Origin of the sequence: Enterobacter cloacae complex sp. 2024EL-00214, from assembly GCF_043945575.1 — a bacterium.
Taxonomy (GTDB): Bacteria; Pseudomonadota; Gammaproteobacteria; order Enterobacterales; family Enterobacteriaceae; genus Enterobacter; species Enterobacter cloacae_P.
On sequence record NZ_JBIMRC010000005.1, the window covers coordinates 35,264 to 59,196 of the forward strand.

The following is a 23,933-nucleotide window of genomic DNA, read 5'->3' on the forward strand; positions in this document are numbered from 1 at the left end:
TTGCTTACCAAACCCTTACAAACAAAAAGGGCGTGGTTTCCCACGCCCCTGCATACAGTTAATTACTTCCAGCAGACCAGACAGTAATTTTTCTTACCGCGACGCAGCAACGTGTAACGTCCGTACAGACGATCGCTGTCAACGAAGGTGTATTCCGGGTCAGCCTGTTTTTCACCGTTGATGGTGATCGCGTTAGAAGCGATGGTTTTGCGAGCCTGACCGCGGGACGGCTGCAGCTCAGAGTCCACCAGCGCCTGCATCAGGTCTGCACCTTTTTCCATTTCAACCATCGGCACACCATCCTGCGCCAGCTGTTCGAAGTCCGCTTCGCTCAAATCGCTCAGCGTGCCGTTGAACAGGCTTGCAGTAATGCGTTTTGCCGCCGCCAGACCTTCTTCACCGTGAACCAGTTTGGTCACTTCATCGGCCAGAACGTACTGAGCGCGTGGTGCTTTACCGCTGTTTTTGTCTTCTTCTTCCAGGGCATTAATTGCGTCAATGTCCATAAAGGTGAAGAACTTCAGGAAGCGGTACACATCAGCATCAGCCGTGTTGATCCAGAACTGGTAGAATTTGTACGGGCTGGTTTTCTTCGGATCGAGCCATACCGCACCGCCTTCGGTTTTACCGAATTTAGTCCCGTCTGCTTTGGTGATCAGCGGAACAGTCAGGCCAAAGACCTGGTTCTGGTGCAGACGACGCGTCAGATCGATACCGGAGGTGATGTTACCCCACTGGTCTGAACCCCCAATTTGCAGGGAAACACCGTGCAACTTGTTCAGGCAGGCAAAGTCATAACCCTGCAACAGGTTGTAGGAGAACTCGGTAAAGGAAATCCCCTGGTCGTCACGATTCAGACGCTGCTTCACCGCTTCTTTGTTGATCATCTGGTTAACAGAGAAGTGTTTACCGATATCACGCAGGAAGGTCAGCACGTTCATGCCACCAAACCAGTCGTAGTTGTTCGCGGCAATGGCAGAGTTTTCACCACAGTTGAAGTCGAGGAACGGTGCAACCTGTTTGCGGATTTTGTCCACCCACTCCTGCACGGTGTCTTCGGTGTTCAGTTTACGCTCAGCGGCTTTAAAGCTTGGGTCGCCAATCAGACCGGTTGCGCCGCCAACCAGGGCAACAGGTTTATGGCCTGCCATCTGGAAGCGTTTCAGGCATAACAATGGAACAAGATGCCCCAAATGCAAGCTGTCAGCGGTGGGATCGAAGCCGCAATAGAGCGCGATCGGGCCTTGCGCCAGTCGCTCTGCTAACGCTTCCTCGTCCGTCACCTGGGCCACGAGGCCCCGCTCTTGCAATTGTTTAATCAAGTTACTGCTTGCCATCAAATTCTCCATGTATAAACGACTGCACCTTTGCCGGTACACGACTTTTCGCCTGATGCGAAAGGTACATAGAATAAAGCGCTGACGCACGTAGCGCTAGCGCTTAAAACAACAAATTTCGGGGATTACGGAGCCAGTCTGTCGATTTTCCAGCCACCGTTGTCACGCTGGTATAAAAAGCGGTCGTGCAGGCGATGTTCGCCCCCCTGCCAGAACTCCATCTGTTCGACTGGAATGCGGAAACCGCCCCAGAAGCTGGGGAGAGGAACTTCCCCCTTCTGGAACTTCTGTTTCAGCTCAAGGAATTTACTTTCCAGCACACCACGGGCAGAGATACGGCTGGACTGTTTTGATACCCAGGCCCCGATCTGGCTGTCGCGCGGACGGCTATGGAAATACTTCACCACTTCCAGCGTGGAGAGGCGTTCCGCTTTACCGGTCACCATGACCTGGCGTTCCAGCATGTGCCACGGAAACAGCAGGCTAATGCGAGGGTTGTTTTCCAGATGGTGAGCTTTGCGGCTGCCCAGGTTGGTATAAAACACCAGCCCTTTTTCGTCATAGTGCTTAAGCAGAACGATGCGCTGATAAGGCTGACCATTCTCGTCAACCGTCGCGACAACCATCGCGGTTGGATCGGCAAGTTTCGCTTCACAGGCCTGCTTCAGCCAGCGTTCAAAAAGCACCAGAGGTTCGGCGGGAAGATCCTGGCGGCGCAGGCCGCCTTTGGTGTATTCACGGCGCAGATGCGCAATTTGCTGCAGTTCGTCGTTATCTGACATGGCGTTAGCTGAAATAGACATTGGGTGGCGCTATTGTGCGCCGCCCCTGTAAAAATCTCAACGCTTCGGATTTTGCAGCTGGCAATTGTTCAGCACGATGCGGTCGCGTTTGTAAACCGTTGCACTGTCACCTTTTGACCAGAATACGTAGATACCGTCCGTATACCGTGCGCCAGAGGCCGACATCCCCTGCTTCAGATTAAGCAATTTGTTGTCGTAGACAAAGCTGGCTTCCTGACGCGGGTTATTCAGCTTCACGGTCAGCGGTTTTTCATCACAGCGATACTCCAGCGTATCTGTCTGCATGCGCTCAACGAGCTGGTTATAGACGCTGCACCCTGTCAGTAGAAAAGGGAGAGCAACAAGAAGAAGTTTTTTCATGGGCGTATTCCAAGACTATCCTGGTCCTGGAGGACATTGCTGCCCTCCTGTTTTTATTCCATTTTAGTGGTTACGCACCGCGCTGAATTTAAGTTAACTCTGATTATGACGCGGATTTGCCGGGAAAATAGCCCCAAGCACGCTCGCTTCCCGTGCACCGGTTACCGAAGGCAAATTTCCCGGTAATCCGGCAACCGTACGCCAGGCAAGCCAGGCGAAAGCCAGCGCTTCCATATCATCACCGCTGATACCCGCTTCGTCCGTGGTCGTGACTTCAGTACCCGGCAGTAATCCGGCAAGACGCGCCATCACCAGCGGGTTGCGGCTTCCACCACCGCAGACCAACAGACGCTCACACCCACCGCTGAGAAGGACCTGTTCAGAGATCGAGATGGCCGTTAACTCAGCAAGCGTCGCCTGGACATCCTGCGGTGCAAGTGCCGGGAACTGCGCCAGCTGACGTTCAAGCCAGCCATAGTTGAAATATTCACGTCCCGTGCTTTTTGGTGCGGGGGCGGCAAAATAGGGGTCGCTCAGCATGGACTGCAACAGCGGAATAATCACTTTGCCTTCACAGGCCCACTGCGCATCTTTATCGTACGGTTTACCGCGTTGACGCCAGATCCAGGCATCCATAAGCATGTTGCCGGGGCCGGTATCGTAACCACGCACAGGCTGCTCAGGGATTAACATCGACAGGTTGGCAATACCACCAATATTGAGCACCATACGGCGTTCTACCGGGTGTGCCAGCAACGCCTGATGGAATGCCGGCACCAGAGGCGCACCTTGCCCGCCAAGTGCAATATCACGACGGCGAAAATCCCCCACTACTGTGACACCCGTTTTCGCCACAATCTGGTTGTTATCACCAATTTGCAGGGTGTTTGGCGCATCACCGGTTGGCTCATGCCAGACCGTCTGGCCGTGGCAGCCAATGGCAACCACATCCTGCGGCTGAAGATTTTCTTTGTGCATCAGTGCCAGTACCGCCTCCGCAAATAGTGCACCCAGCCGCACATCAAGCTGTCCGAGCTGTGAAAGCGTCAATGGCTGTCCCTGGCAGATGCTCAGAATGTCCTCTTTCAGCGAAACAGGGATCGGCCAGCTCAGGCTTGCCTGCTGCGCCACCATGTTTTCATCTATTGCGGCCAGAACGACATCCACCCCATCAAGACTGGTGCCTGACATCACACCAATGTAGCGACCCGATTTCATGCGCTTTCCTTAGGTTGTGTGGTCTTAAGGTAAACACTGAATCATAAACGGCGCTGCTTTGCTATGCAGCGATAGCATTTTTTAACAATCTCAGACACGTAGCACGCAGGGAGTTGTTTATGTCTTGTTAAGCTAAATACAAGTACAATTTTCCCATTGTTAATGCAAAGATATGAACTATGGCTCCTTATGCCATATAATTTAGCCATAACGGAGCCCAACCGGGCACTTTTGGTGAACAGGAGATTCAAATGATTTTACGTGTACTGGGCGTTTCGCTGATCGGATTGACGCTGGCTGGCTGTGTGAATAACGATTCTCTTTCTGGCGACGTTTATAGCGCATCTGAAGCTAAACAAGTTCAGAACGTGACTTACGGTACCATTGTCAACGCACGCCCTGTTCAAATTCAGGGTGGCGATGAAAACAACGTCATGGGCGCGATCGGCGGTGCGGTGCTGGGTGGTTTCCTGGGTAACACCGTCGGCGGCGGAACCGGTCGTTCCCTGGCAACCGCAGCAGGTGCTGTTGCCGGTGGTGTAGCAGGCCAGGGCGTTCAGGGTGCAATGAACAAAACCCAGGGCGTAGAGCTGGAAATTCGTAAAGATGACGGCAATACCATCATGGTTGTGCAGAAACAAGGCAGCACCCACTTCTCTGCGGGTCAGCGCGTTGTTATCGCCAGCAATGGCCAACAGGTGACGGTGTCCCCGCGTTAATATCATACCGGATGTGGCCGCCAGGCCACATTCGCTTACATTACCTGTCATTTCAAAATATTGTTTTACAAAATTTCCTTCCTCGCTAATTATTAAACCCTGCTTACATTGTTCCTGCGCAAAGTATTCTTTTTTTAATTCCGTTAAACTATTTATATTCACGCTGTCTATTAATTTAGTATTATTATATTGTTAAAAATAGGTATGATTTCGATTAATCGCTATGTAAAGAACCGTTATATCTCTTTCTGCCTGGGTTGCATTATTGTGGTCGGGGTATTGCAGGGGCTATTTTTAAAGCTTGCCGAAGCAGTGCCGTCATTTTCACCGCTCTTATTCCCGACACTGACCATTTTTTTACTCGTCTTCCATCTGTTCATTGCCTGTTTTATGGCGATGAAATACTGGTGTGACCGAAAGCGGTTGTATCTGGTCGCGATTGCGTTCGCCTTCACAGGATCGGCGCTGTTGATGGCAGGCACGCTTTCCTGCTTCCCGGCATGGCTTGACCTCTATCAGTTCAGCATTATTAACTATAACGATGCGATGATCTTCTTCATGTTCCGCCATCTCTTAATGGCTGTTCTGATTTTCACGTCGGCCTTACTGTATGCCATGCGCGATCGCCCGTTCTCCCGGATGACCCACGTTGCTATTGTTGTCGGTATGTTCCTGTTCACCGCAGGCATGGTTACGCTTGCCTGGTTTTATTCCAGCCACTCTGCGCTGTTTACGTTAGATCTTGTCGATAATGAAACGCGGCAATTTATGGTGCTCTGGAGTCAGGTCATCAATATTAGTTTAATCATCTTATGGATTGTTGTATTAACAACGCTGATGATTATTACGCGCGTGCGCAATCTTTTCTGGATTGGCGGTAATTTCTTATGCATTTGTTATATTACGACACTCATCATGCTTTTACTGGGTGGACACGCTGAAGATATCGACTGGTACCGGTCCCGTTTATTTGAGACAGTGGCAACGCTGCTCATTATTTTCGTGCTCCTTTACGATGTATTTAATCTGTATCGTGACTCGCATTTAAAGTATCAGCAATCTTATCAAAATTCGATTCGCGATCCGCTTACGCGTCTCTATAACCGCAGTTATTTTTATGATGCATTAAATCAGGCGATCGATAATGCTAACGCATCCCGTCCGGTTTCGGTCATTGTCAGTGATTTGGATCGTTTTAAGCGCATTAACGATTGCTACGGGCATCTGCAGGGGGACAAGGTGTTGCAGTTTGTCGCCCATCTGCTGATGGATTCCGTGCGCCCACAAGACATCGCGGCGCGAATCGGAGGGGAAGAGTTTGTGTTGATGCTGGCAAATACACCGTCAGACGCCGCACGTCAGGTTGCAGAGAGAATACGGCTGAATCTCAGTAGTTTCGATAAAGCCAGCAGCGAGGGGCAACTGCCGGAGCCCATTACCATCAGTATGGGTGTCTTTACGACAACGTCACCGAATATCACCGCCGAAGAGTGTGTGGAAAGCGCCGATAAAGCAATGTACGAGGCAAAAGAGACAGGTCGCAACCGCGTCGTCGTCTTCCAGTAAAAAAAGGCCTTGCATCAGCAAGGCCTTTTTATGTTATCAGTCGCGTGACTGCAGCTCATGGATGTTTTGCTCAAGCCGTCCAATGAGACTGATGAGCATTTCGAGCTCCGCCGGTGAAACCCCTGACAGGATTTCCCCTCGCGTTTTGCTGATCACGGCTTCCATCTCAGTAATGATTGGAGCCGCTTTCTCCGTCAGTTTAATCCGCTTAGCGCGACGATCGCTGGCGCAAGTTTGCCGGGAGATCAGCCCCTTCTCTTCCAGCTGATCGAGTGTGCGTACCAGTGACGGCTGTTCAATACCGATCGCTTTTGCCAGTTGAATTTGTGACTGTTCGGGCGGAAGCTGATGAATATTATGCAGCGTGACCCAATGCGTCTGTGTCAATTCCAGAGGTTTCAGGCGATGGTCAATCAGAGCACGCCAGACGCGTACTAACCTTGCCAGATCAGAACCTAATGGCGATTCCAATTTCATCTCCTTATAATTAGCTTGCTAAGTTATTATACTGATTTTAGAATAGTGTGCAGCATTTATATTGCCAAAACAAATGCAATACGACATTCATCAACACCAAAAGTATGATTTACACTGAATACCGATGTTCCATTTTATAAAACAGGCCGTCGTGACCATTTATCCACTGCAAAGGAACTCTGCTCGTGAAGTTCTTTCATAGCGCCACGGGGTTACCCCTTCAGGACTTGATCTTCGGTGCATCAGTCTACTTTCCTCCCCTGTTTAAAGCCGTCCTGGTGGGCTTTATGATCTGGCTGGTCGCACACCGACTGCTTCGCGACTGGATGTATTCCGGTGAGATCTGGCACCCCATGCTCATGGATCTCTCTTTGTTTGCCTTGTCCGTATGCCTGGGCCTTGCTGTGTTGATTGTGTGGTGAATATATCCATGAAAACGCTGAAGTATTTTTCTACTCTTTTTGTTCTTGCGCTGGCTCTGGTTGCCGGTTGGTGGCTCTGGAATTTTTATATGCAGTCCCCCTGGACGCGCGACGGTAAAATCCGCGCTGAGCAGGTCAGTATCACCCCACAGGTTTCAGGAAGTATCACGGCGCTTCTTGTTAAGGATAACCAGTTCGTTAAAAAGGGTGACGTTTTATTCCGCATCGATGAAACTCCCTTTCATATCGCTGTACTCAATGCCGAAGCTCAACTGGCGAAAGCCCAGTCTGATTTAGCAAAAGCAAACAACGAAGCAAACCGCCGTCGCCATTTGTCGCAAAACTATATTTCCGCCGAAGATTTAGATACGGCCAACATCAACGTGAAAGCCATGCAGGCAAACCTCAACGTGGCTGAAGCCACGCTAAAACAGGCGCAATGGCAGTTGACTCAAACCGTGGTACAGGCTCCGGTCGATGGATGGGTGACCAACCTCTCGACCCGTGAGGGGAACTATGCCACCACCGGACAACCCGTCTTTGCCCTGGTTGACAGCCACTCCTTTTATATCGTGGGTTATTTTGAGGAGACCAAGCTTCGCCACATTCGGGAAGGCGCTCCTGCCACAATCACGCTTTACAGCGGATCGCAAACGTTACAGGGTCACGTTTCCAGTATTGGTCGTGCCATTTACGATCAAAGTGTCGAAACGGATTCAGGCCTGGTGCCAGACATCAAGCCTAACGTACCGTGGGTGCGTCTGGCACAGCGCGTTCCGGTTCGCGTGGAATTTGACCGCTTACCACAGGATCTCACGCTGGTATCCGGCACAACCTGCACGGTCTCTATCGGGACTCGTCAATGAATCTGTCGGCGTTATCCTGGCGACACACGCCCTGGGCTAAAGCGACAGCCTCTCAGTGGCGCTACGCGCTGCGTAACGTCATTGCAATGTGCCTGGCGCTAACAATCGCCTATTATCTGAATCTTGATGAACCTTACTGGGCGATGACCTCTGCCGCGGTGGTGAGCTTCCCTACCGTCGGCGGTGTGATCAGTAAAAGTCTTGGCCGCGTTGCCGGAAGCCTGCTGGGAGCCACCGCGGCGTTAATTATTGCGGGCCATACGCTGAACGACCCGTGGCTCTTTTTGCTAAGCATGGCGGCGTGGCTGGGGTTTTGCACCTGGGCCTGCGCCCATTTTACCAATAACGTCGCCTACGCGTTCCAGCTGGCGGGCTATACCGCCGCGATTATTGCCTTTCCGGTAGTCAACGTTCTGGACACCACCGAGCTTTGGGATATCGCCCAGGCACGTGTATGTGAAGTCATTGTGGGTATTCTGTGCGGCGGGGTCATGATGATGATCCTGCCCAGCACCTCCGACGGTACAGCGCTTATCTCCGCCCTGAAGACCATGCATGCCCGTTTACTGGAGCATGCAAGTCTGCTCTGGCAACCTGACACCAACGATGAAATCCGCCTTGCGCATGAAAAGGTCATCGGCCAGATCCTGACCATGAACCTGTTACGTATTCAGGCCTTCTGGAGCCACTACCGTTTTCGCCGCCAGAATACGCTGCTTAACTATTTGCTCCACCAACAGCTGCGGATGACCAGCGCCATCTCCAGCCTGCGCAGAATGTTGCTTAACTGGCCGACTCCGCCAGAAAACACCCGCGCCGTAATCGAAACACTGCTTGCCGCCCTCGCGCGGCCAGATACCGACATCTACACCGTGGCACGTATTATCGCGCCGCTCGTGCCAACGGATGAGTATGATTATCGCCACCGCGCCTTCTGGCAGCGCCTGAACTACTTTTGCCGGTTGTATCTGCGCAGCAGTCGCTGGATCACTGCCGTAGAAAATGCCACCCCGATAACCGAATTCACCGTACCGGGCAGCCCGGCTCTGGCACGCCACACCGACAACATAGAAGCGTTGTGGAGTGGGTTTCGCACCTTCTGCGCGCTTACGCTGGTTGGTGCCTGGAGTATCACCACGCAATGGGGATCCGGAAGCGCGGCCCTCACGCTTGCCGCCATTAGCTGCGTACTCTATTCCATTGCTGCATCACCGTTTAACTCCCTCACGCTGTTGATGCGCACGCTGGTATTGCTGTCGCTGTTCAGTTTTATGGTGAAATTTGGGTTGATGGTGCAGATAAGCGACTTATGGCAGTTTCTGCTGTTTCTGTTTCCGCTCTTAACCACCATGCAGTTGCTGAAGCTGCAAATGCCAAAACTGGCCGGTCTCTGGGGGCAGTTGATTGTTTTTATGGGTTCGTTTATCTCCGTGACCAACCCGCCGGTTTATAACTACGCTGATTTTCTCAATGACAATCTGGCGAAGATCCTCGGCGTGGGTCTGGCGTGGCTGGCGTTTGCCGTGTTACGGCCCGGTTCAGATGCCCGTAAGAGCCGCAGACATATCCGCGAGCTGCGCCGGGGGTTTGTTGACCAGCTCAGCCGTAAACCGCATCTGCGTGAGAGTGAGTATGAATCGCTGGTCTACCACCATGTAAGCCAGCTCAATAACAGCCAGGACTCCCTGGCCCGCCGCTGGTTGCTGCGCTGGGGCGTAGTGCTGTTGAACTGCTCGCATGTGGTCTGGCAGCTTCGCGCATGGGAAACACGCTCCGACCCGCTGTCGCAGGTGCGTGATGTCTGTATTTCCCTGCTTCGCGATGTGATGAGTGAACGCGGGGTTCAGCAACGTCCGCTGGAAGCCACGCTTGCCGAGCTTCAGCGGATTTGCGGTACCCTTGCGCACCACCATTCACCCGCAGCACGTGATTTAGCCTCGATAATCTGGCGGCTACACTGTTCGCTGTCGCAGCTGGAACAGGCTCCCCCGCCAGGCACGATTGGCGATCAGATCACCCCGCAGGCATAGCGTACCCCGCCACCACCGAGCGGTTTAGGTTGATCGGACATATTGTCGCCGCCGACGTGGATCATCAGCGCTTTGCCTTTGATCTCATCCAGCTTTTTCAGCCGCGGTGCAACAACCGGCTCCGTGGCTTTACCGTCGTTATTCACCACCAGTACGGGTAAATCGCCAAGATGCCCCATACCGTTCGGGCCTTCATGTTTGCCGGAATGCAGCGGGTCAAAGTGGCCTCCTGCCGCTTCCGCCGCCGAGGCTTTACCCTCTTTCAGCGCAGGCTGGCAGCTACCTTTGGCATGAACATGAAAACCATGTTCGCCAGGAGGAAGGGTGTTGAGATTGGGGGTAAACTCCAGCCCTTTATCGGTTTCCGTGATTTTCACTGTTCCGACAGACTGGCCGACGCCCTGAGGCGTGACAAGATTCATTTCGACGTTCTCGCTGGCTGCCTGCGCTCCTGCGCAAACAACCAGCGTGATGAGTGCCAGAGCAAAACGCGTCATATGACCTCCCGGGTTATTTTTGCCCCTTAAGTTTATACCAGGGGCGGTAATCTCACCGGAAAGTCACGGTATTCCAGATTAAGGTACGTCGTACCCCAGAGCGGCTTTGCGGATACGGAACCACTGTTGACGGGTCATCTGCAGTTCTTCTGCTGCCAGCGCAGAGCGGACGCGTTCAATTTTACCAGAGCCAATAATAGGCAGCGGTTTTGACGGCAGACGAAGGATCCACGCGTAAACCACCTGTTCAATGCTCTGGGCATTCAACTCGCGGGCAATGGTTTCCAGCTCATCGCGCAGCGGCTGGAACTCATCATCATTAAACAGACGCCCCCCACCCAGGCACGACCACGCCATAGGGCGGATACGGAGCTGTTGCAGCTGATCGAGTGTGCCATCCAGCAGCAACGGCTGATGAACCGGGGAAATTTCTACCTGGTTGGTCGCCAGCGTAAACGGCAGGCGCGACTGCAGCAGCGCAAACTGCGCAGGCGTGAAGTTCGATACGCCAAAATGACGCACTTTTCCACTTTGATGCAGGTTCAGAAACGCTTCTGCCACTTCATCGGCATCCATTAACGGGTCTGGACGGTGGATCAGCAGCAGGTCGATATGATCCGTCGCCAGATTGACCAGCGACTGCTCGGCACTCTTGATGATGTGCGCGCTGTCAGTGATGTAATGCCCCAGTACGTTTTCCGGTTTTGCCGTGGTGGCAATACCGCATTTGGTGACGATTTCCATACGCTCGCGCAGCGCCGGAACCTGCTTAAGCGCCTCACCGAACGCAGCTTCACATTGGTAGCCGCCATAAATATCAGCATGATCGACCGTAGTGATCCCTAAATCGAGATGCTCCTCAATGAAGCCCGCCAGCTGAAGGGGGGACATATTCCAGTCCATCAGACGCCAGTAGCCCATCACAAAACGGGAGAACTCCGGCCCCTGGGGAGAAAGGGTAATACGCTGAACCATAACATTTTCCTCAAGGAAGTAATGTCACGAGTATACGCAATTACCGTGTTAAAACAGTGAAGGTTGCTGGGGTTCTTCAGTTTCCCCCGCTTTGTTTGCGCGAATTTTGCGCAGAAGACGTTGTCGACAGAGACGAATAATGTCCTGTTTTTGCGTATCGCTAAAGTTTTGCCAGTTAAAACGCTCATCGCGGGTACGCATGCACCCACGGCAGTACCCGCGTTCATCCGCCTGACAAATTCCCCGGCACGGGCTCTGGATGGGGAAAAACTCCAGTTGCTCTGCCACACTCACCTCCAGAAACCGATTCTCACCTACAGTGAAGACGTTAAACGCCGCGCGTGCAAGGGCTTTACCACAGATTTGTGGCATTAAGGTTTCACTAATCTTCCCTCTCTATACTCGCTCAATCATTAAAATTACAGGTTTCTTTATCGATGTGGTTAATCAAAAAGTTACAATGTAACGACATTAAATTTACTCTGGGTTGTGCGTTTTTCTTTACTCTGCTGAATGCTCTCTTCATACAGCGCAGCTGGGCTATTATTGCGCCTGCGCAATTACACGACATTCTCTTTGCGGCTTCCGTCCCTCTGGTCCTTTTTTGCGGCTGGGTGATTGTTTTCAGTTTCCTCAATATTCCCTTTATCCGTAAACCGCTGCTGATCGTATTAACCATGGGATGCGCCGCAGCGACTTACTTCATGTATACCTACGGTGCAGTTATCGATCAGAACATGATTGTTAACGTGTTCGAGACGAACTCTCAGGAAGCCACCGCGCTGGTTACGCCACAAATGCTCCTGTGGATTGTCGTCGCCGGTGTTATTCCTTCCGTGGTGCTGGCCCTGACGCGCATCCGTGCCGGAAAATGGTGGTATGCCCTGCTGATGCGTTTTGTCGCGATGCTCGGTGCTCTGCTGATTATCATTCTGGTCGCTGCCGTATTCTATAAAGATTACGCATCGCTGTTCCGTAATAACAAAAGCATCGTCAAAATGGTCACCCCGGCGAACTACGTCAGCGGCATCATCAAATACAGCAAGACACGCTGGTTCGCAGGCGATCAAACGCTGGTACGCATTGGTGAAGATGCCCACAAAGGCCCGCTGATTTCTGGTCAACAAAAGAAAACCGTCCTGGTTCTGCTGGTCGGTGAAGCTTCACGTGCAGCAAACTACTCGCTGAATGGTTATGCGCGTGAAACCAACCCGCAGTTGAAAAAACAAAATATCATTAACTTCCCGCAGGCTTCCTCATGCGGGACGGAAACGGCGGTCTCTGTCCCCTGCATGTTCTCCGGCATGACGCGCCAGAAATACGATGCAGACCTGGCCCGCCACCAGGAAGGTCTGCTCGACGTGCTCGGTCACGCGGGTATCAACCTGCTCTGGCGTGATAATGACGGCGGCTGTAAAGGTGCCTGCGACCGCATACCCCATACGGACATGACCCAGTGGAAACTGGATCAGTTCTGCAAAGACAAATCCTGTATTGACGATGTGAACTTCTATCGTCTGGACAACGTGCTGGACGGACTGAAGCAGGATACCGTGCTGGTTATTCACCTGATGGGCAGCCACGGCCCGGCATACTACCGCCGTTACCCGGATAACTTCCGCCAGTTCACGCCAACCTGTGACACCAACGAGATTCAGGATTGCGATCACCAGGCGCTGATCAACACCTACGACAACACCATCCTGTATACCGACAGCATGGTAAGCAAAACAATCGATACGCTGAAGGCACGTCAGGACAGCATGAATACCGCGCTGATTTATCTCTCCGATCACGGTGAGTCGCTGGGTGAAAGCGGTATTTATCTGCACGGAACACCGTACATGCTGGCTCCTGAGCAGCAAACGCACATTCCATTTATGTTCTGGCTGTCCCCGGACTATACGAAGAACTTTGGCATTAACGAGCAATGTTTACGTGACCGTGCAGCAAAAGATGCGGTTTCACAGGACAATTTGTTCTCCACTGTTCTGGGTATGATGGATGTGAAATCAAAGGTTTATCAACAAAACCTGGATATTCTGAACGCGTGTCGTCAGTAAAATCACTTGTAATAGACCGAACGGTCTATTACAGTGCGGCCATGAGCAGAAATACTGAGCACGATACACGAGAACACCTACTGGCGACCGGCGAGCGTCTTTGTATGCATCGCGGGTTCACCGGTATGGGGCTGAGCGAGTTATTAAAAACCGCTGAGGTACCGAAGGGATCGTTTTATCACTACTTCCGATCCAAAGAAGCCTTCGGTGTGGCGATGCTGGAGCGGCACTATGCCTGCTACCATCAGCGCCTTGCCGCCCACTTCGCCAGCGGCGAAGGTAACTATCGGGATCGTGTTCTGAATTACTATCAGGAAACGCTGACGCAGTTCTGTCAGCAGGGCATCATCAGCGGTTGCCTGACGGTAAAACTCTCTGCTGAAGTGTGCGATCTTTCTGAAGATATGCGCACGGCGATGGATAAAGGTGCCAGTGGGGTGATCGCCCTGCTTGCGCAGGCGCTGGAGAAAGGTCGCAACGAAAAGACGTTGTCCTTCCCTGGTGAACCTTTAACTCAGGCACAGGTGTTATACGCTCTCTGGTTAGGCGCTAACCTGCAGGCCAAGATTTCTCGCAGTGCGGTGCCGCTCGAAAGCGCACTGGCACATGTGAAAAGCAGTATTACAACGCCTGGCGTAAATACCCTAAATAATTCGAGTTGCAGGACAAAACGCGTGTAGCGTTTTGAACAGTGCTTGCGCTGGCCCCGAAGGGGCGAGGCCACAGGCCGAGTAACGCGGCAAGGGAGTGAATCCCCGGGAGCTTACACCAGTAAGTGACTGGGGTGAGCGAGTGCAGCCAACGCACATGCAACTTGAAGTATGACGGGTATAGCAGGTGTTTTTATTTACCTAATTACTAGTCGACTGGTCTACTCAGGAGTCTTTATGTCCGCTGATAAATTATTTACCCCACTGAAAGTGGGTGCTGTTACCGCGCCAAACCGTGTGTTCATGGCTCCACTTACCCGCCTGCGCAGCATTGAGCCGGGTGACATCCCAACGCCTCTGATGGGTGAGTATTACCGTCAACGTGCCAGCTCTGGCCTGATCATCTCCGAAGCCACGCAGATTTCTGCCCAGGCAAAAGGCTACGCGGGCGCACCGGGTCTGCACAGCCCTGAACAGATCGCCGCCTGGAAGAAAATCACGGCCGGTGTTCACGCTGACGAAGGTCGCATTGCGGTTCAACTGTGGCACACCGGTCGTATCTCTCACAACAGCATCCAGCCTGGCGGCCAGGCACCGGTTTCCGCCTCTGCCCTGAGCGCAAACACCCGTACTTCCCTGCGTGATGAAAACGGTCATGCGATCCGCGTCGACACTTCCATGCCGCGTGCACTTGAGCTGGAAGAGATCCCGGGTATCGTGAATGATTTCCGCCAGGCCGTTGCGAATGCACGTGAAGCCGGTTTCGACCTGGTTGAACTGCACTCTGCCCACGGCTATCTGCTGCACCAGTTCCTGTCACCGTCTTCTAACCATCGTACCGACCAGTATGGCGGCAGCGTCGAAAACCGTGCCCGTCTGGTGCTGGAAGTGGTTGATGCGGTATGTAAAGAGTGGAGCGCAGACCGTATCGGCATCCGCGTCTCCCCAATTGGTTCTTTCCAGAACGTTGATAACGGTGCAAACGAAGAAGCGGATGCTCTGTACCTGATTGAGGAGCTGGCTAAACGTGGTATTGCTTATCTGCACATGTCTGAGCCTGACTGGGCTGGCGGCCAGCCTTACACCGAAGCCTTCCGTCAGAAAGTCCGCGAGCGTTTTAACGGTGTGATCATCGGTGCAGGTGCATACACGCCTGAGAAAGCAGAAGATCTGATCAACAAAGGTCTGATCGACGCGGTGGCGTTTGGTCGTGACTATATTGCCAACCCGGATCTGGTTGCACGTCTGCAACATAAAGCAGAACTGAATCCACAGCGCCCGGAAAGCTACTACGGTGGCGGCGCAGAAGGCTACACCGACTACCCTTCTCTGTAATCCCTCCCTTGTGCATTGATAGCGGCGATACTTCGCCGCTATACTAAAACATCGTTTCTGTTCAAAAAGATCATCCATTCCATTGGTTAATGAGGAAATTATGCGCCTACTTCACACCATGCTGCGCGTTGGCGACCTGCAACGTTCTATCAATTTCTACACTAACGTACTGGGTATGAAACTGCTGCGTACCAGTGAAAACCCGGAATACAAATACTCACTGGCGTTTGTGGGTTACGGCCTGGAAACGGATGAAGCGGTTATTGAGCTGACCTACAACTGGGGCGTGGATGCATACGAGCTGGGCACGGCATACGGTCATATCGCGCTGGAAGTGGATAACGCGGCTGAAGCCTGCGAACGCATCCGCAGCAACGGCGGTAACGTCACGCGGGAAGCCGGCCCGGTAAAAGGTGGAACGACCGTGATTGCATTTGTTGAAGATCCAGACGGTTACAAAATCGAACTGATTGAAGCCAAAGACGCTGGTCGCGGTCTGGGCAACTGATCCCGCAGGGCGCAATATGCGCCCGTAGTTTTACTGCATCCCCGCCCAAAATTTGCCATAATGCGCTCTGCTTTTTTCCCCTTGTAAGAGACCCTGATGTCCGATAACGCTCAATTTACCGGTCTGTGCGACCGTTTTCGTGGTTTTTATCCCGTTGTCATTGATGTAGAAACAGCCGGATTTAACGCTAAAACCGATGCGCTGCTTGAAATTGCCGCCATCACGCTGAAGATGGATGAACAGGGCTGGCTTACTCCGGACACCACGCTGCATTTCCACGTTGAACCGTTTGAGGGGGCAAACCTCCAGCCAGAAGCGCTGGCCTTTAACGGTATCGACCCGAAAAACCCACTGCGCGGCGCGGTGAGTGAATACGAAGCCCTTCACGCCATTTTTAAAATGGTGCGTAAAGGCATGAAAGATAATGACTGTAGCCGTGCCATTATGGTGGCCCATAACGCCACGTTCGATCACAGCTTTACGATGGCCGCTGCCGAACGCGCGTCACTTAAGCGCAACCCCTTCCACCCGTTTGTGACGTTTGATACTGCGGCACTGAGTGGTCTGGCGCTGGGGCAAACGGTTTTATCCAAAGCCTGCATCACGGCGGGTATTGATTTTGACGGTACGCAGGCGCATTCCGCGCTATATGACACGGAACGTACGGCTGAACTGTTCTGCGAAATTGTGAACCGCTGGAAACGTCTGGGCGGCTGGCCGCTGCCGATGGGTGAAGACGCAGGCCAGGAATAACGGGCCCAGCGTAAAAAAAGCGACCTTAAAAGGTCGCTTTTTTGTCTGCACAGAAAACTTATTCTGCGTCCGGCTCTTCCGTTTTGTACTTCGCCGCCGTCTCTTTGATCAGCTGCTGCAGTTCGCCACGCTGATACATTTCAATCAGGATGTCGCAACCGCCCACCAGCTCACCGTCTACCCACAGCTGTGGGAAAGTCGGCCAGTTTGCGTATTTAGGCAGCTCAGCGCGAATATCCGGGTTCTGCAGGATATCAACGTAAGCAAAACGTTCACCACAGGCAGACAGCGCCTGAACCGCTTGCGCGGAGAAACCGCAGCTTGGCAGCTTCGGAGAACCTTTCATGTACAGGAGAATCGGGTTTTCAGCGATCTGGCGCTGGATTTTTTCAATAGTGGTGCTCATGTCTTGCTTCCTTTAACTTCTGTTACGGCATTCGTCTGACATTGTAGCGGTTCAGACAGACATCGGAAAATAACATTTTTGTCACGTCTTATTATTTTAACGATTGTCGCTAAAAGTTGCATTCTAAATGGTGCTTATCCCTGTTCCCTGCAGGGTTTTGCTTAGGGAGTGAACAATAGTGCGACAAATCGATGAATTTTTTTGCACTTGCTAACGAAACATAATTTTAGATTGAAAAATGCTATTAACTTCTCGGGTTTTTATAGATTAGAATCGTCGGGCTTTGTAAATCACACGCAGGTATTATAGATGGCCTGCCTTTACCAGGGGACTGCCCAGTGGCGCGGATAAATAAAATCTCGATCACGCTCTGTGCTTTACTGTTTACAACATTCACTTTCACGCCAGTGGCGAACGCCTCTCAGCAGGCGCGGCATTCTGCTGTGCAAAAAACGCATCTGGCGAAGAGCACAGAACGTAATAAAAAAACCGCCAGTAAGAACGAAAAGAAGAAAACCACCACTCAGACCAAACAAACCGCCTCCAGCAAGACAAAAACAAAACCTTCCCGCACCGCCCACACCACAAAGAGTAAAGCCTCGCAAACTGCCGCTAACCTCATGACTGAAAAGTGTACCGTGCGTAAAGGTCATAAAACGAAATGCACGAAAGTCCCTAAAAAATTAGCGGAAGTGCATAAGGTTCGCGTGCAGAAAGCACAAAAAACGGCGATGAATAAACTGATGGGGCAAATCGGCAAACCGTACCGCTGGGGGGGAACCTCACCACGTACCGGTTTTGACTGTAGCGGCCTGGTCTATTACGCCTATAAAGATCTGGTGAAGTTCCGCATTCCACGTACCGCCAATGAAATGTACCACCTGCGCGATGCCTCTCCGGTTGACCGTGGTGAACTGGAAAGCGGCGATCTGGTCTTCTTCCGCACCCAGGGTCGCGGAATGGCCGATCACGTCGGCGTCTACGTTGGCAACGGGAAATTCATCCAGTCACCGCGCAGCGGCCAGGATATTCAAATCACCTCTCTGAGCGAAGACTACTGGGTGCGCCACTATGTGGGTGCGCGCCGCGTCATGACACCGAATACTATCCGCTGATCCCTGCCCTGCCGCTACCGTGGCAGGGTAAGTTCCTCTTTTGAATGCCCTTTCAATTTGCTACTCTATCCTCGTTGTGCGTATGGCTATACGCAACATAAAAAACAATAAGGAGAGAAGCAATGTCGTTCGAATTACCTGCACTACCGTATGCAAAAGACGCCCTGGCCCCACACATTTCTGTGGAGACCCTGGAATACCATTACGGCAAACATCATCAGACGTATGTCACCAATCTGAACAATCTGATCAAAGGCACCGATTTCGAAGGCAAAACGCTGGAAGAGATCGTACGCAGTTCAGAAGGTGGCGTATTCAACAACGCGGCTCAGGTGTGGAACCACACCTTCTACTGGCACTGCCTGGCTCCGAACGCCGGTGGAGAACCTGTTGGTGAACTGGCTGCCGCCATTAACGCCGCATTCGGCAGCTTCGCGGATTTCAAAGCGAAGTTTACTGATGCAGCAATCAAAAACTTCGGTTCTGGCTGGACCTGGCTGGTAAAAGAAGCTGATGGCAAACTGGCTATCGTTTCTACCTCTAACGCAGGCACGCCACTGACCACCAGCGCAACGCCGCTGATGACCGTGGATGTGTGGGAACACGCTTACTACATCGACTACCGCAACGCGCGTCCTAACTATCTGGAGCACTTCTGGGCACTGGCTAACTGGGACTTTGTGGCGAAGAACTTCGCTGCATAAGAGATACGCAGAAGGGTTCGCCCTTCTGCGTTTTTGTTTATTCTGCGACGCAGGCCGTTTCAGGTTGTTTACGACCTGACATTATCACTAGCAGCAGGCCCAGTGCGGCAATGATTGCCCCCATCACTGGCACAAAGCTGTAACCCAGCCCACCAGAAATCACGGCCCCACCGGCCGCCGCTCCCAGCGCATTACCCAGGTTGAATGCCCCGATATTGACGGAAGACGAAAGACCCGGTGCTTCATGGGCGACACGCATCACGCGCATCTGCAGCGGAGGAACCACGGCAAACGTTGCCGCACCCCATACCACCATCGCAATAGCTGCCCCCAGCTCGTTACGCGCCAGCCACGGGATCGCCACCATGATGACTATCAGCAGAGTTAAAAAGCCTTTCAGCGTTCCATTCACCGAACGATCGGCCAGTTTCCCGCCGAGATAGTTGCCGATGGAAAAGCCCACGCCGATCAACACCAGCATCGCGGTAATAAAGACCGGCGTTGCGTGGGTGATATCATGTAGCACCGGGGAAATATAGGTGTAGAGGGTAAACATCGCCCCGGCCCCCAGCACAGTGGTCAGCAGCGCGGAGAGTACCTGAGGGCGCATCAGCACCGCCAGCTCTTTGCGTACTTCAGGGCGTTCACCGACACTGCCTTTTGGCAGGGAGAAGAACAGCGCCACCATCGCGACCACCCCCAACGCAGCGGTGGCGAGGAAAGACATACGCCAGCCAATCACTTCTCCCAGCCAGGTGGCAGCAGGCACGCCACCAATATTGGCGATCGTCAGCCCCATAAACATGGTTGCCACCGCGCTGGCTTGCTTGTGTTTTGGTACCACACTTGCCGCCACAACAGACCCCAGCCCAAAGAATGCGCCGTGGTTAAGACTGGTCAGGATCCGTGACAGCATCAGCGTGGTGTAATCCGGTGAAATGGCGGAGAGCACATTGCCCAGCGTAAAGATAGCCATCAGGAAAATCAGCGCATTGCGCCGGGCGCGATGCGAAAGCAGCAGCGTCATCAGCGGAGCCCCCACCATCACACCAATGGCATAAGCACTGATTAACATACCGGCCGCAGGGATAGAGACGTCCACGCCCCGGGCGATAACAGGCAGTAACCCCATTGGGGAGAATTCAGTGGTGCCAATCCCGAAAGCGCCAATCGCCAGGGCCAGCAGAGGAAAATTGATTTTCATGAGTCAACTCCGGATGCCGTGTCATCACGCGACACAGAACAAAGAAGTCAAAAGCATGACATCAATCACAAAAAATGAGAAGTTAACAAATTGGCAAAAGATTTTTGCCAGAGGAGTAACAATCGGGAGATCCGGAGGGCGAGTACACTCTCCCTCCGCGTAAATCAGTGCAATGCAGCAGTCAGACCGCCAGCCACAATCAAAGCCAGCACAATAACGGTGGTCACCAGTGAAAACTTCAGATCGGAACTCATCAATTTTTCTCCTTTTAATCCCCACACGGAAAGTGAGCTTGCTCATTTTTACACAGTTTACATCAAAAATCTTCCTGGATTTAAACTGATAACCACTTTTGCTCTTCCCCTTTTCATCAAGATAGGACAAAATTCCACGCTAAATTTATTAGCGTACCGGCCATTGACCCCCTCCTGACGTCCCGTGTCGTTTTCCTGGCGTGCCGCACTTCAAAAGTTGCGAGATAAGGGTGAGAGAAGGCAAACGTTTACCTTCCAGTTTTTCAGGAGCTTAGGATATGGTCTGGAGTGACATTTAATGGCAACAATTAAAGACGTAGCAAAACGCGCAAACGTTTCCACTACAACCGTATCACATGTAATTAACAAAACCCGCTTTGTTGCGGAAGAGACGCGTAATGCCGTTTGGGCAGCCATCAAAGAACTGCACTACTCACCAAGTGCGGTGGCTCGCAGCCTCAAAGTTAATCACACCAAATCCATTGGTTTGCTGGCCACCAGCAGTGAAGCGGCCTATTTTGCCGAGATCATCGAAGCGGTAGAGAAAAACTGTTTCCAGAAAGGCTACACCCTGATTCTGGGCAACGCATGGAACAGCATTGAAAAACAGCGTGCCTACCTGTCGATGATGGCACAAAAGCGCGTGGACGGCCTTCTGGTGATGTGTTCCGAATACCCGGAGTCTGTTCTTTCCATGCTGGAAGAGTACCGCCATATTCCGATGGTGGTCATGGACTGGGGTGAAGCGCGCGCCGATTTCACCGATTCCGTCATCGATAACGCCTTTGAAGGTGGTTATATGGCAGGTCGTTATCTGGTCGAGCGCGGCCACCGCGAGATTGGCGTGATCCCGGGTCCGCTTGAGCGCAATACCGGAGCCGGTCGTCTGGCGGGCTTTATGAAAGCGATGGAAGAAGCGCTGATCACCGTACCGGAAAACTGGATTGTGCAGGGCGACTTTGAGCCGGAATCCGGTTATCGCGCCATGCAGCAGATTGTCTCCCAACAGCACCGCCCCACCGCCGTCTTCTGTGGCGGGGACATCATGGCGATGGGCGCACTCTGTGCGGCGGATGAGCTGGGTCTGCGCGTGCCGCAGGATATTTCTGTGATCGGGTATGACAACGTGCGTAACTCGCGCTTCTTCACCCCGGCGCTGACCACCATTCACCAGCCGAAAGACTCACTGGGTGAAACGGCCTTCAATATGCTGATGGACAGGATCGTCAGCAAGCGCGAAGAGTCACAGTCCATTGAAGTTCACCCGCGTCTCATCGAACGTCGTTCCGTTGCGGATGGTCCATTCCGCGACTACCGTCGTTAATCGCCATACGGAGCCAGCTAAGCTGGCTCCCGTAGCCACTCCCGGTTCAGCGTTTCACTGTCTCCCAGATAATCCAGTAGCCAGGCCATCGCGGGCGATACATCGTTTTGTTGCCAGGTCAGACAGCAGGCCGCATCCGGGAACGGATTCTCCAGCGTCAGCGCAACCCATTCGCCGGTGTCGATCCTCGGACGGGCAAAATGGACAGGCACCATCCCCACGCACAGCCCGGCGCTGAGACAGGTCGCAGAAGATGCCCAGTCCGGCGCAACCACCCGTCGCTGGTTATCCAGCAGCCAGGTAATACGCTTGGGTAGCGAACGCGAGGTATCTTCCAGCACCAGCGACGGCCAGTTGCGTAGCGTATCGTCACTCAGCGGCCCCTCCATTGCTGCCAGCGGGTGATCGCTGGCCACCACACATTTCCAGCTCAGCATCCCCATATCGCGAAACGCATAGCGCCCCCCAACGGGGATTGCCTGGGTCGCGCCAATCGCCATCTCTACCCTGCCGTCCGCCAGCGCATCCCAGACACCGTTGAACACCTCCTGCGACACGCGCAGCTCGACATCCGAGAAATGGCGATAAAAATCAACAACCATCTGCCGGGTACGTTCGGGTTTGACGATGTTATCCACGGCAATGGAAAGATGCCCTCGCCAGCCGTTGGCTATCTGCTGACACTGTTCACGGGTGATCTGCATTTTTTTGATAACAGAACGCCCTTCTTTCAAAAACCACGCTCCTGCGGGCGTTAATTCCACATCGCGATGACGCCGCTCAAACAGCGGTACTGCCAGCCACTCCTCCAGCTGACGCACCGTATAGCTGATCGCCGACGGGACACGGTGCAGCTCCTGCGCTGCACCACTAAAGCTGCCGTTGCGTGCGACAGCATCCACGACTTCAAGAGAATAATCTGACCACATTTTCTGCCTGCAAAAAATTTGAATGCACCCGCCAAATATTAGCGTTTCACAAGCCGGTTTGCACTCCCTACACTCTGCGCCAACATACCCCTGCCTCCTTAAAGAGAATAAAACCATGCAACCCAGGAAAGGATTTTTAGTCTGGCTCGGCGGCTTAAGCGTGCTGGGCTTTTTAGCCACCGATATGTACCTGCCCGCTTTCGCCGCGATGCAGGAAGATTTACAAACGCCAGCTGCAGCCATCAGCGCCAGCCTGAGTCTGTTCCTCGCCGGTTTTGCCTTCGCACAGCTGCTCTGGGGACCGCTCTCCGACCGCTTCGGCCGTAAACCTGTGTTGTTACTGGGTCTGGCTATTTTTGCCGTGGGCTGTCTGGGCATGTTATGGGTACGCGATGCGGCCTGGCTGCTGGTGTTGCGCTTTGTTCAGGCTGTCGGCGTCTGCGCCGCTGCCGTGACCTGGCAGGCGCTGGTGACTGACTATTACCCGGCGTCACGCACCAACCGCATTTTCGCCACCATTATGCCGCTGGTGGGCCTCTCACCGGCACTCGCCCCGCTGCTGGGCAGCTGGATCCTGGCGCATTTCGACTGGCAGGCGATCTTCGCCACGCTGTTTGCCATTACTCTGGTGTTGATGCTGCCGGCATTCGCCCTCAAACCTGCACATAAAAAAGAGACGCATACCGGGGCAAAACCCATTACGTTTATTTCGTTACTGCGCACCAAAGCCTACCGTGGAAACGTACTGATTTACGCCGCCTGTTCCGCGAGCTTCTTCGCCTGGCTGACCGGTTCACCGTTTATTCTGCACGATATGGGGTATAGCCCGGCCGCCATCGGTCTGAGCTATGTTCCGCAAACTATCGCCTTCCTGGTCGGTGGCTACGGTTGTCGCGCCGCGCTGCAAAAATGGGAGGGTCAGCAAATGCTGCCCTGGTTACTGGGTCTGTATGCATTAAGCGTGATAGGTACCTGGTCTGTTGGCTTTATCCCACACGTTGGTCTGGCCGAAATTTTGATTCCATTCTGTGTAATGGCGGTCGCTAACGGTGCTATTTACCCTATCGTCGTGGCGCAGGCGTTACGTCCGTTCCCACAGGCGACAGGGCGTGCAGCTGCGCTGCAAAACACCCTGCAACTGGGTTTGTGCTTCCTGGCAAGCCTGGTGGTTTCTGCACTGATTGCCACGCCGCTGTTGACCACCACCAGCGTGATGCTGGTTACCGTTGCGCTGGCCGCCATTGGCTATCGTATGCAGTCATCAGCACAACGTGAGCAGAATGACAGCACTCAGGCGGAAACCACACATGCATAATCGCACCCGAAATTATGTTGCATTTCAGTGATTAGGTTGCTAAGAATTTTTTATTGAATCACCAAATTTTGAGGCCTATACTAAATTTGGTTCGATTAAATAC

Annotated in this window: 26 protein-coding genes; 14 read left to right on the forward strand and 12 right to left on the reverse strand. The window is 52.9% G+C overall.

Features of this window, described 5'->3' with window-relative positions:
• Positions 1-62: 62 nt before the first annotated feature.
• From tyrS to anmK, 4 genes are all read right to left on the reverse strand, one after another.
• Positions 63-1,337, reverse strand: a complete 1,275-nt coding sequence (tyrS, locus tag ACHHZ6_RS07250; protein ID WP_182271220.1) for a tyrosine--tRNA ligase — start codon at positions 1,335-1,337, stop codon at positions 63-65.
• A 125-nt stretch (positions 1,338-1,462) separates the two neighbouring features.
• Positions 1,463-2,119 (reverse strand): pyridoxamine 5'-phosphate oxidase, encoded by a 657-nt coding sequence (gene pdxH, locus ACHHZ6_RS07255; protein WP_182274502.1) that lies wholly within the window; start codon positions 2,117-2,119, stop codon positions 1,463-1,465.
• Between the two features lie 57 nt (positions 2,120-2,176).
• Positions 2,177-2,500, reverse strand: a complete 324-nt coding sequence (gene mliC / locus ACHHZ6_RS07260; protein ID WP_182271219.1) for a C-type lysozyme inhibitor — start codon at positions 2,498-2,500, stop codon at positions 2,177-2,179.
• Positions 2,501-2,593: 93 nt separating this feature from the next.
• Positions 2,594-3,718 (reverse strand): anhydro-N-acetylmuramic acid kinase, encoded by a 1,125-nt coding sequence (gene anmK, locus ACHHZ6_RS07265; RefSeq protein WP_182271218.1) that lies wholly within the window; start codon positions 3,716-3,718, stop codon positions 2,594-2,596.
• A gap of 251 nt (positions 3,719-3,969) precedes the next feature.
• Between anmK and slyB the strand changes: the two genes are divergently transcribed.
• Together slyB and ACHHZ6_RS07275 are read left to right on the forward strand one after the other, a co-directional pair.
• Positions 3,970-4,437, forward strand: a complete 468-nt coding sequence (gene slyB, locus ACHHZ6_RS07270) for an outer membrane lipoprotein SlyB (RefSeq protein WP_182271217.1) — start codon at positions 3,970-3,972, stop codon at positions 4,435-4,437.
• 204 nt (positions 4,438-4,641) lie between these two features.
• A complete protein-coding gene (locus tag ACHHZ6_RS07275; RefSeq protein WP_395122038.1) occupies positions 4,642-6,003 on the forward strand; it encodes an MASE4 domain-containing protein in 1,362 nt (453 codons plus the stop codon).
• Positions 6,004-6,039: 36 nt separating this feature from the next.
• On the opposite strand, the gene slyA is transcribed toward ACHHZ6_RS07275, so the two are convergent.
• A complete protein-coding gene (gene slyA / locus ACHHZ6_RS07280; protein WP_182271215.1) occupies positions 6,040-6,480 on the reverse strand; it encodes a transcriptional regulator SlyA in 441 nt (146 codons plus the stop codon).
• 185 nt (positions 6,481-6,665) lie between these two features.
• Between slyA and ACHHZ6_RS07285 the strand changes: the two genes are divergently transcribed.
• Genes ACHHZ6_RS07285 through ACHHZ6_RS07295 form a run of 3 tightly spaced genes read left to right on the forward strand, consistent with a single transcriptional unit; the run spans position 6,666 to position 9,798 of the window.
• A complete protein-coding gene (locus ACHHZ6_RS07285; RefSeq protein WP_182271214.1) occupies positions 6,666-6,902 on the forward strand; it encodes a DUF1656 domain-containing protein in 237 nt (78 codons plus the stop codon).
• Positions 6,903-6,904: 2 nt separating this feature from the next.
• Positions 6,905-7,768, forward strand: a complete 864-nt coding sequence (locus ACHHZ6_RS07290; RefSeq protein ID WP_196391372.1) for an HlyD family secretion protein — start codon at positions 6,905-6,907, stop codon at positions 7,766-7,768.
• A complete protein-coding gene (locus ACHHZ6_RS07295; RefSeq protein ID WP_182271212.1) occupies positions 7,765-9,798 on the forward strand; it encodes an FUSC family protein in 2,034 nt (677 codons plus the stop codon). The genes ACHHZ6_RS07290 and ACHHZ6_RS07295 overlap by 4 nt, the downstream gene beginning before the upstream one ends.
• Here ACHHZ6_RS07295 and sodC read toward each other — a convergent pair.
• From sodC to ACHHZ6_RS07310, 3 genes are all read right to left on the reverse strand, one after another.
• Complete coding sequence (gene sodC / locus ACHHZ6_RS07300; RefSeq protein WP_182271211.1) at positions 9,777-10,295, reverse strand: superoxide dismutase [Cu-Zn] SodC; 519 nt, start codon at positions 10,293-10,295, stop codon at positions 9,777-9,779. The genes ACHHZ6_RS07295 and sodC overlap by 22 nt on opposite strands.
• Before the next feature lie 78 nt (positions 10,296-10,373).
• Entirely contained in the window at positions 10,374-11,270 is an 897-nt protein-coding gene (locus ACHHZ6_RS07305) for an aldo/keto reductase family oxidoreductase (protein ID WP_196391209.1), read from the reverse strand.
• Positions 11,271-11,318: 48 nt separating this feature from the next.
• Positions 11,319-11,558, reverse strand: coding sequence for a DUF1289 domain-containing protein (locus tag ACHHZ6_RS07310; RefSeq protein ID WP_182274501.1), 240 nt, complete (start codon positions 11,556-11,558; stop codon positions 11,319-11,321).
• 149 nt (positions 11,559-11,707) lie between these two features.
• Between ACHHZ6_RS07310 and eptA the strand changes: the two genes are divergently transcribed.
• The 5 genes from eptA to rnt all read left to right on the forward strand — a co-directional run bounded on the left by eptA (position 11,708) and on the right by rnt (position 16,579).
• Positions 11,708-13,333: a phosphoethanolamine transferase EptA gene (eptA, locus tag ACHHZ6_RS07315; protein ID WP_395122039.1), complete on the forward strand. Its 1,626-nt coding sequence runs from the start codon at positions 11,708-11,710 to the stop codon at positions 13,331-13,333.
• Between the two features lie 41 nt (positions 13,334-13,374).
• Positions 13,375-14,013, forward strand: a complete 639-nt coding sequence (locus ACHHZ6_RS07320) for a TetR/AcrR family transcriptional regulator (protein WP_395122040.1) — start codon at positions 13,375-13,377, stop codon at positions 14,011-14,013.
• A 207-nt stretch (positions 14,014-14,220) separates the two neighbouring features.
• Positions 14,221-15,318: an alkene reductase gene (locus ACHHZ6_RS07325; RefSeq protein WP_395122041.1), complete on the forward strand. Its 1,098-nt coding sequence runs from the start codon at positions 14,221-14,223 to the stop codon at positions 15,316-15,318.
• A gap of 100 nt (positions 15,319-15,418) precedes the next feature.
• Positions 15,419-15,826 (forward strand): lactoylglutathione lyase, encoded by a 408-nt coding sequence (gene gloA, locus ACHHZ6_RS07330; protein WP_182271206.1) that lies wholly within the window; start codon positions 15,419-15,421, stop codon positions 15,824-15,826.
• 96 nt (positions 15,827-15,922) lie between these two features.
• Positions 15,923-16,579 (forward strand): ribonuclease T, encoded by a 657-nt coding sequence (gene rnt / locus ACHHZ6_RS07335; RefSeq protein WP_182271205.1) that lies wholly within the window; start codon positions 15,923-15,925, stop codon positions 16,577-16,579.
• Positions 16,580-16,637: 58 nt separating this feature from the next.
• Here the strand turns inward: rnt and grxD are convergent, their stop codons facing one another.
• Complete coding sequence (gene grxD / locus ACHHZ6_RS07340) at positions 16,638-16,985, reverse strand: monothiol glutaredoxin 4 (RefSeq protein WP_003832760.1); 348 nt, start codon at positions 16,983-16,985, stop codon at positions 16,638-16,640.
• 338 nt (positions 16,986-17,323) lie between these two features.
• Here grxD and ACHHZ6_RS07345 point away from each other — a divergent pair, with 338 nt between their 5' ends.
• Positions 17,324-18,100, forward strand: a complete 777-nt coding sequence (locus ACHHZ6_RS07345; protein ID WP_182271204.1) for a C40 family peptidase — start codon at positions 17,324-17,326, stop codon at positions 18,098-18,100.
• Between the two features lie 122 nt (positions 18,101-18,222).
• Positions 18,223-18,804 carry a superoxide dismutase [Fe] gene (gene sodB / locus ACHHZ6_RS07350; RefSeq protein ID WP_182918544.1) on the forward strand — a complete coding sequence of 194 codons (582 nt, stop codon included), beginning with the start codon at positions 18,223-18,225 and terminating at the stop codon, positions 18,802-18,804.
• Between the two features lie 37 nt (positions 18,805-18,841).
• Here the strand turns inward: sodB and ACHHZ6_RS07355 are convergent, their stop codons facing one another.
• Positions 18,842-20,008, reverse strand: coding sequence for an MFS transporter (locus ACHHZ6_RS07355; RefSeq protein WP_395122042.1), 1,167 nt, complete (start codon positions 20,006-20,008; stop codon positions 18,842-18,844).
• A 164-nt stretch (positions 20,009-20,172) separates the two neighbouring features.
• Positions 20,173-20,262: a YnhF family membrane protein gene (locus ACHHZ6_RS07360; RefSeq protein ID WP_042319665.1), complete on the reverse strand. Its 90-nt coding sequence runs from the start codon at positions 20,260-20,262 to the stop codon at positions 20,173-20,175.
• Between the two features lie 298 nt (positions 20,263-20,560).
• Here ACHHZ6_RS07360 and purR point away from each other — a divergent pair, with 298 nt between their 5' ends.
• Positions 20,561-21,586: an HTH-type transcriptional repressor PurR gene (gene purR, locus ACHHZ6_RS07365; protein WP_182271201.1), complete on the forward strand. Its 1,026-nt coding sequence runs from the start codon at positions 20,561-20,563 to the stop codon at positions 21,584-21,586.
• 17 nt (positions 21,587-21,603) lie between these two features.
• On the opposite strand, the gene punR is transcribed toward purR, so the two are convergent.
• Positions 21,604-22,515, reverse strand: coding sequence for a DNA-binding transcriptional activator PunR (gene punR / locus ACHHZ6_RS07370; RefSeq protein ID WP_182271200.1), 912 nt, complete (start codon positions 22,513-22,515; stop codon positions 21,604-21,606).
• A 115-nt stretch (positions 22,516-22,630) separates the two neighbouring features.
• On the opposite strand from punR, the gene punC reads away from it, so the two are divergent.
• Positions 22,631-23,830 carry a purine nucleoside transporter PunC gene (punC, locus tag ACHHZ6_RS07375; protein WP_182271199.1) on the forward strand — a complete coding sequence of 400 codons (1,200 nt, stop codon included), beginning with the start codon at positions 22,631-22,633 and terminating at the stop codon, positions 23,828-23,830.
• Positions 23,831-23,933 lie beyond the last annotated feature (103 nt).

What these genes read in the sequence shown, in the direction of transcription:
- eptA (WP_395122039.1), top strand. Translation starts at nt 11,708, where the DNA reads ATGTGGTTAATCAAAAAGTTACAATGTAACGACATTAAATTTACTCTG.
- ACHHZ6_RS07355 (WP_395122042.1), bottom strand. Translation starts at nt 20,008, where the DNA reads ATGAAAATCAATTTTCCTCTGCTGGCCCTGGCGATTGGCGCTTTCGGG.
- pdxH (WP_182274502.1), bottom strand. Translation starts at nt 2,119, where the DNA reads ATGTCAGATAACGACGAACTGCAGCAAATTGCGCATCTGCGCCGTGAA.
- gloA (WP_182271206.1), top strand. Translation starts at nt 15,419, where the DNA reads ATGCGCCTACTTCACACCATGCTGCGCGTTGGCGACCTGCAACGTTCT.
- ACHHZ6_RS07295 (WP_182271212.1), top strand. Translation starts at nt 7,765, where the DNA reads ATGAATCTGTCGGCGTTATCCTGGCGACACACGCCCTGGGCTAAAGCG.
- anmK (WP_182271218.1), bottom strand. Translation starts at nt 3,718, where the DNA reads ATGAAATCGGGTCGCTACATTGGTGTGATGTCAGGCACCAGTCTTGAT.
- rnt (WP_182271205.1), top strand. Translation starts at nt 15,923, where the DNA reads ATGTCCGATAACGCTCAATTTACCGGTCTGTGCGACCGTTTTCGTGGT.
- tyrS (WP_182271220.1), bottom strand. Translation starts at nt 1,337, where the DNA reads ATGGCAAGCAGTAACTTGATTAAACAATTGCAAGAGCGGGGCCTCGTG.
- slyB (WP_182271217.1), top strand. Translation starts at nt 3,970, where the DNA reads ATGATTTTACGTGTACTGGGCGTTTCGCTGATCGGATTGACGCTGGCT.
- ACHHZ6_RS07320 (WP_395122040.1), top strand. Translation starts at nt 13,375, where the DNA reads ATGAGCAGAAATACTGAGCACGATACACGAGAACACCTACTGGCGACC.
- ACHHZ6_RS07325 (WP_395122041.1), top strand. Translation starts at nt 14,221, where the DNA reads ATGTCCGCTGATAAATTATTTACCCCACTGAAAGTGGGTGCTGTTACC.
- slyA (WP_182271215.1), bottom strand. Translation starts at nt 6,480, where the DNA reads ATGAAATTGGAATCGCCATTAGGTTCTGATCTGGCAAGGTTAGTACGC.
- ACHHZ6_RS07360 (WP_042319665.1), bottom strand. Translation starts at nt 20,262, where the DNA reads ATGAGTTCCGATCTGAAGTTTTCACTGGTGACCACCGTTATTGTGCTG.
- ACHHZ6_RS07305 (WP_196391209.1), bottom strand. Translation starts at nt 11,270, where the DNA reads ATGGTTCAGCGTATTACCCTTTCTCCCCAGGGGCCGGAGTTCTCCCGT.
- ACHHZ6_RS07275 (WP_395122038.1), top strand. Translation starts at nt 4,642, where the DNA reads ATGATTTCGATTAATCGCTATGTAAAGAACCGTTATATCTCTTTCTGC.
- punR (WP_182271200.1), bottom strand. Translation starts at nt 22,515, where the DNA reads ATGTGGTCAGATTATTCTCTTGAAGTCGTGGATGCTGTCGCACGCAAC.
- punC (WP_182271199.1), top strand. Translation starts at nt 22,631, where the DNA reads ATGCAACCCAGGAAAGGATTTTTAGTCTGGCTCGGCGGCTTAAGCGTG.
- sodC (WP_182271211.1), bottom strand. Translation starts at nt 10,295, where the DNA reads ATGACGCGTTTTGCTCTGGCACTCATCACGCTGGTTGTTTGCGCAGGA.
- sodB (WP_182918544.1), top strand. Translation starts at nt 18,223, where the DNA reads ATGTCGTTCGAATTACCTGCACTACCGTATGCAAAAGACGCCCTGGCC.
- grxD (WP_003832760.1), bottom strand. Translation starts at nt 16,985, where the DNA reads ATGAGCACCACTATTGAAAAAATCCAGCGCCAGATCGCTGAAAACCCG.
- purR (WP_182271201.1), top strand. Translation starts at nt 20,561, where the DNA reads ATGGCAACAATTAAAGACGTAGCAAAACGCGCAAACGTTTCCACTACA.
- mliC (WP_182271219.1), bottom strand. Translation starts at nt 2,500, where the DNA reads ATGAAAAAACTTCTTCTTGTTGCTCTCCCTTTTCTACTGACAGGGTGC.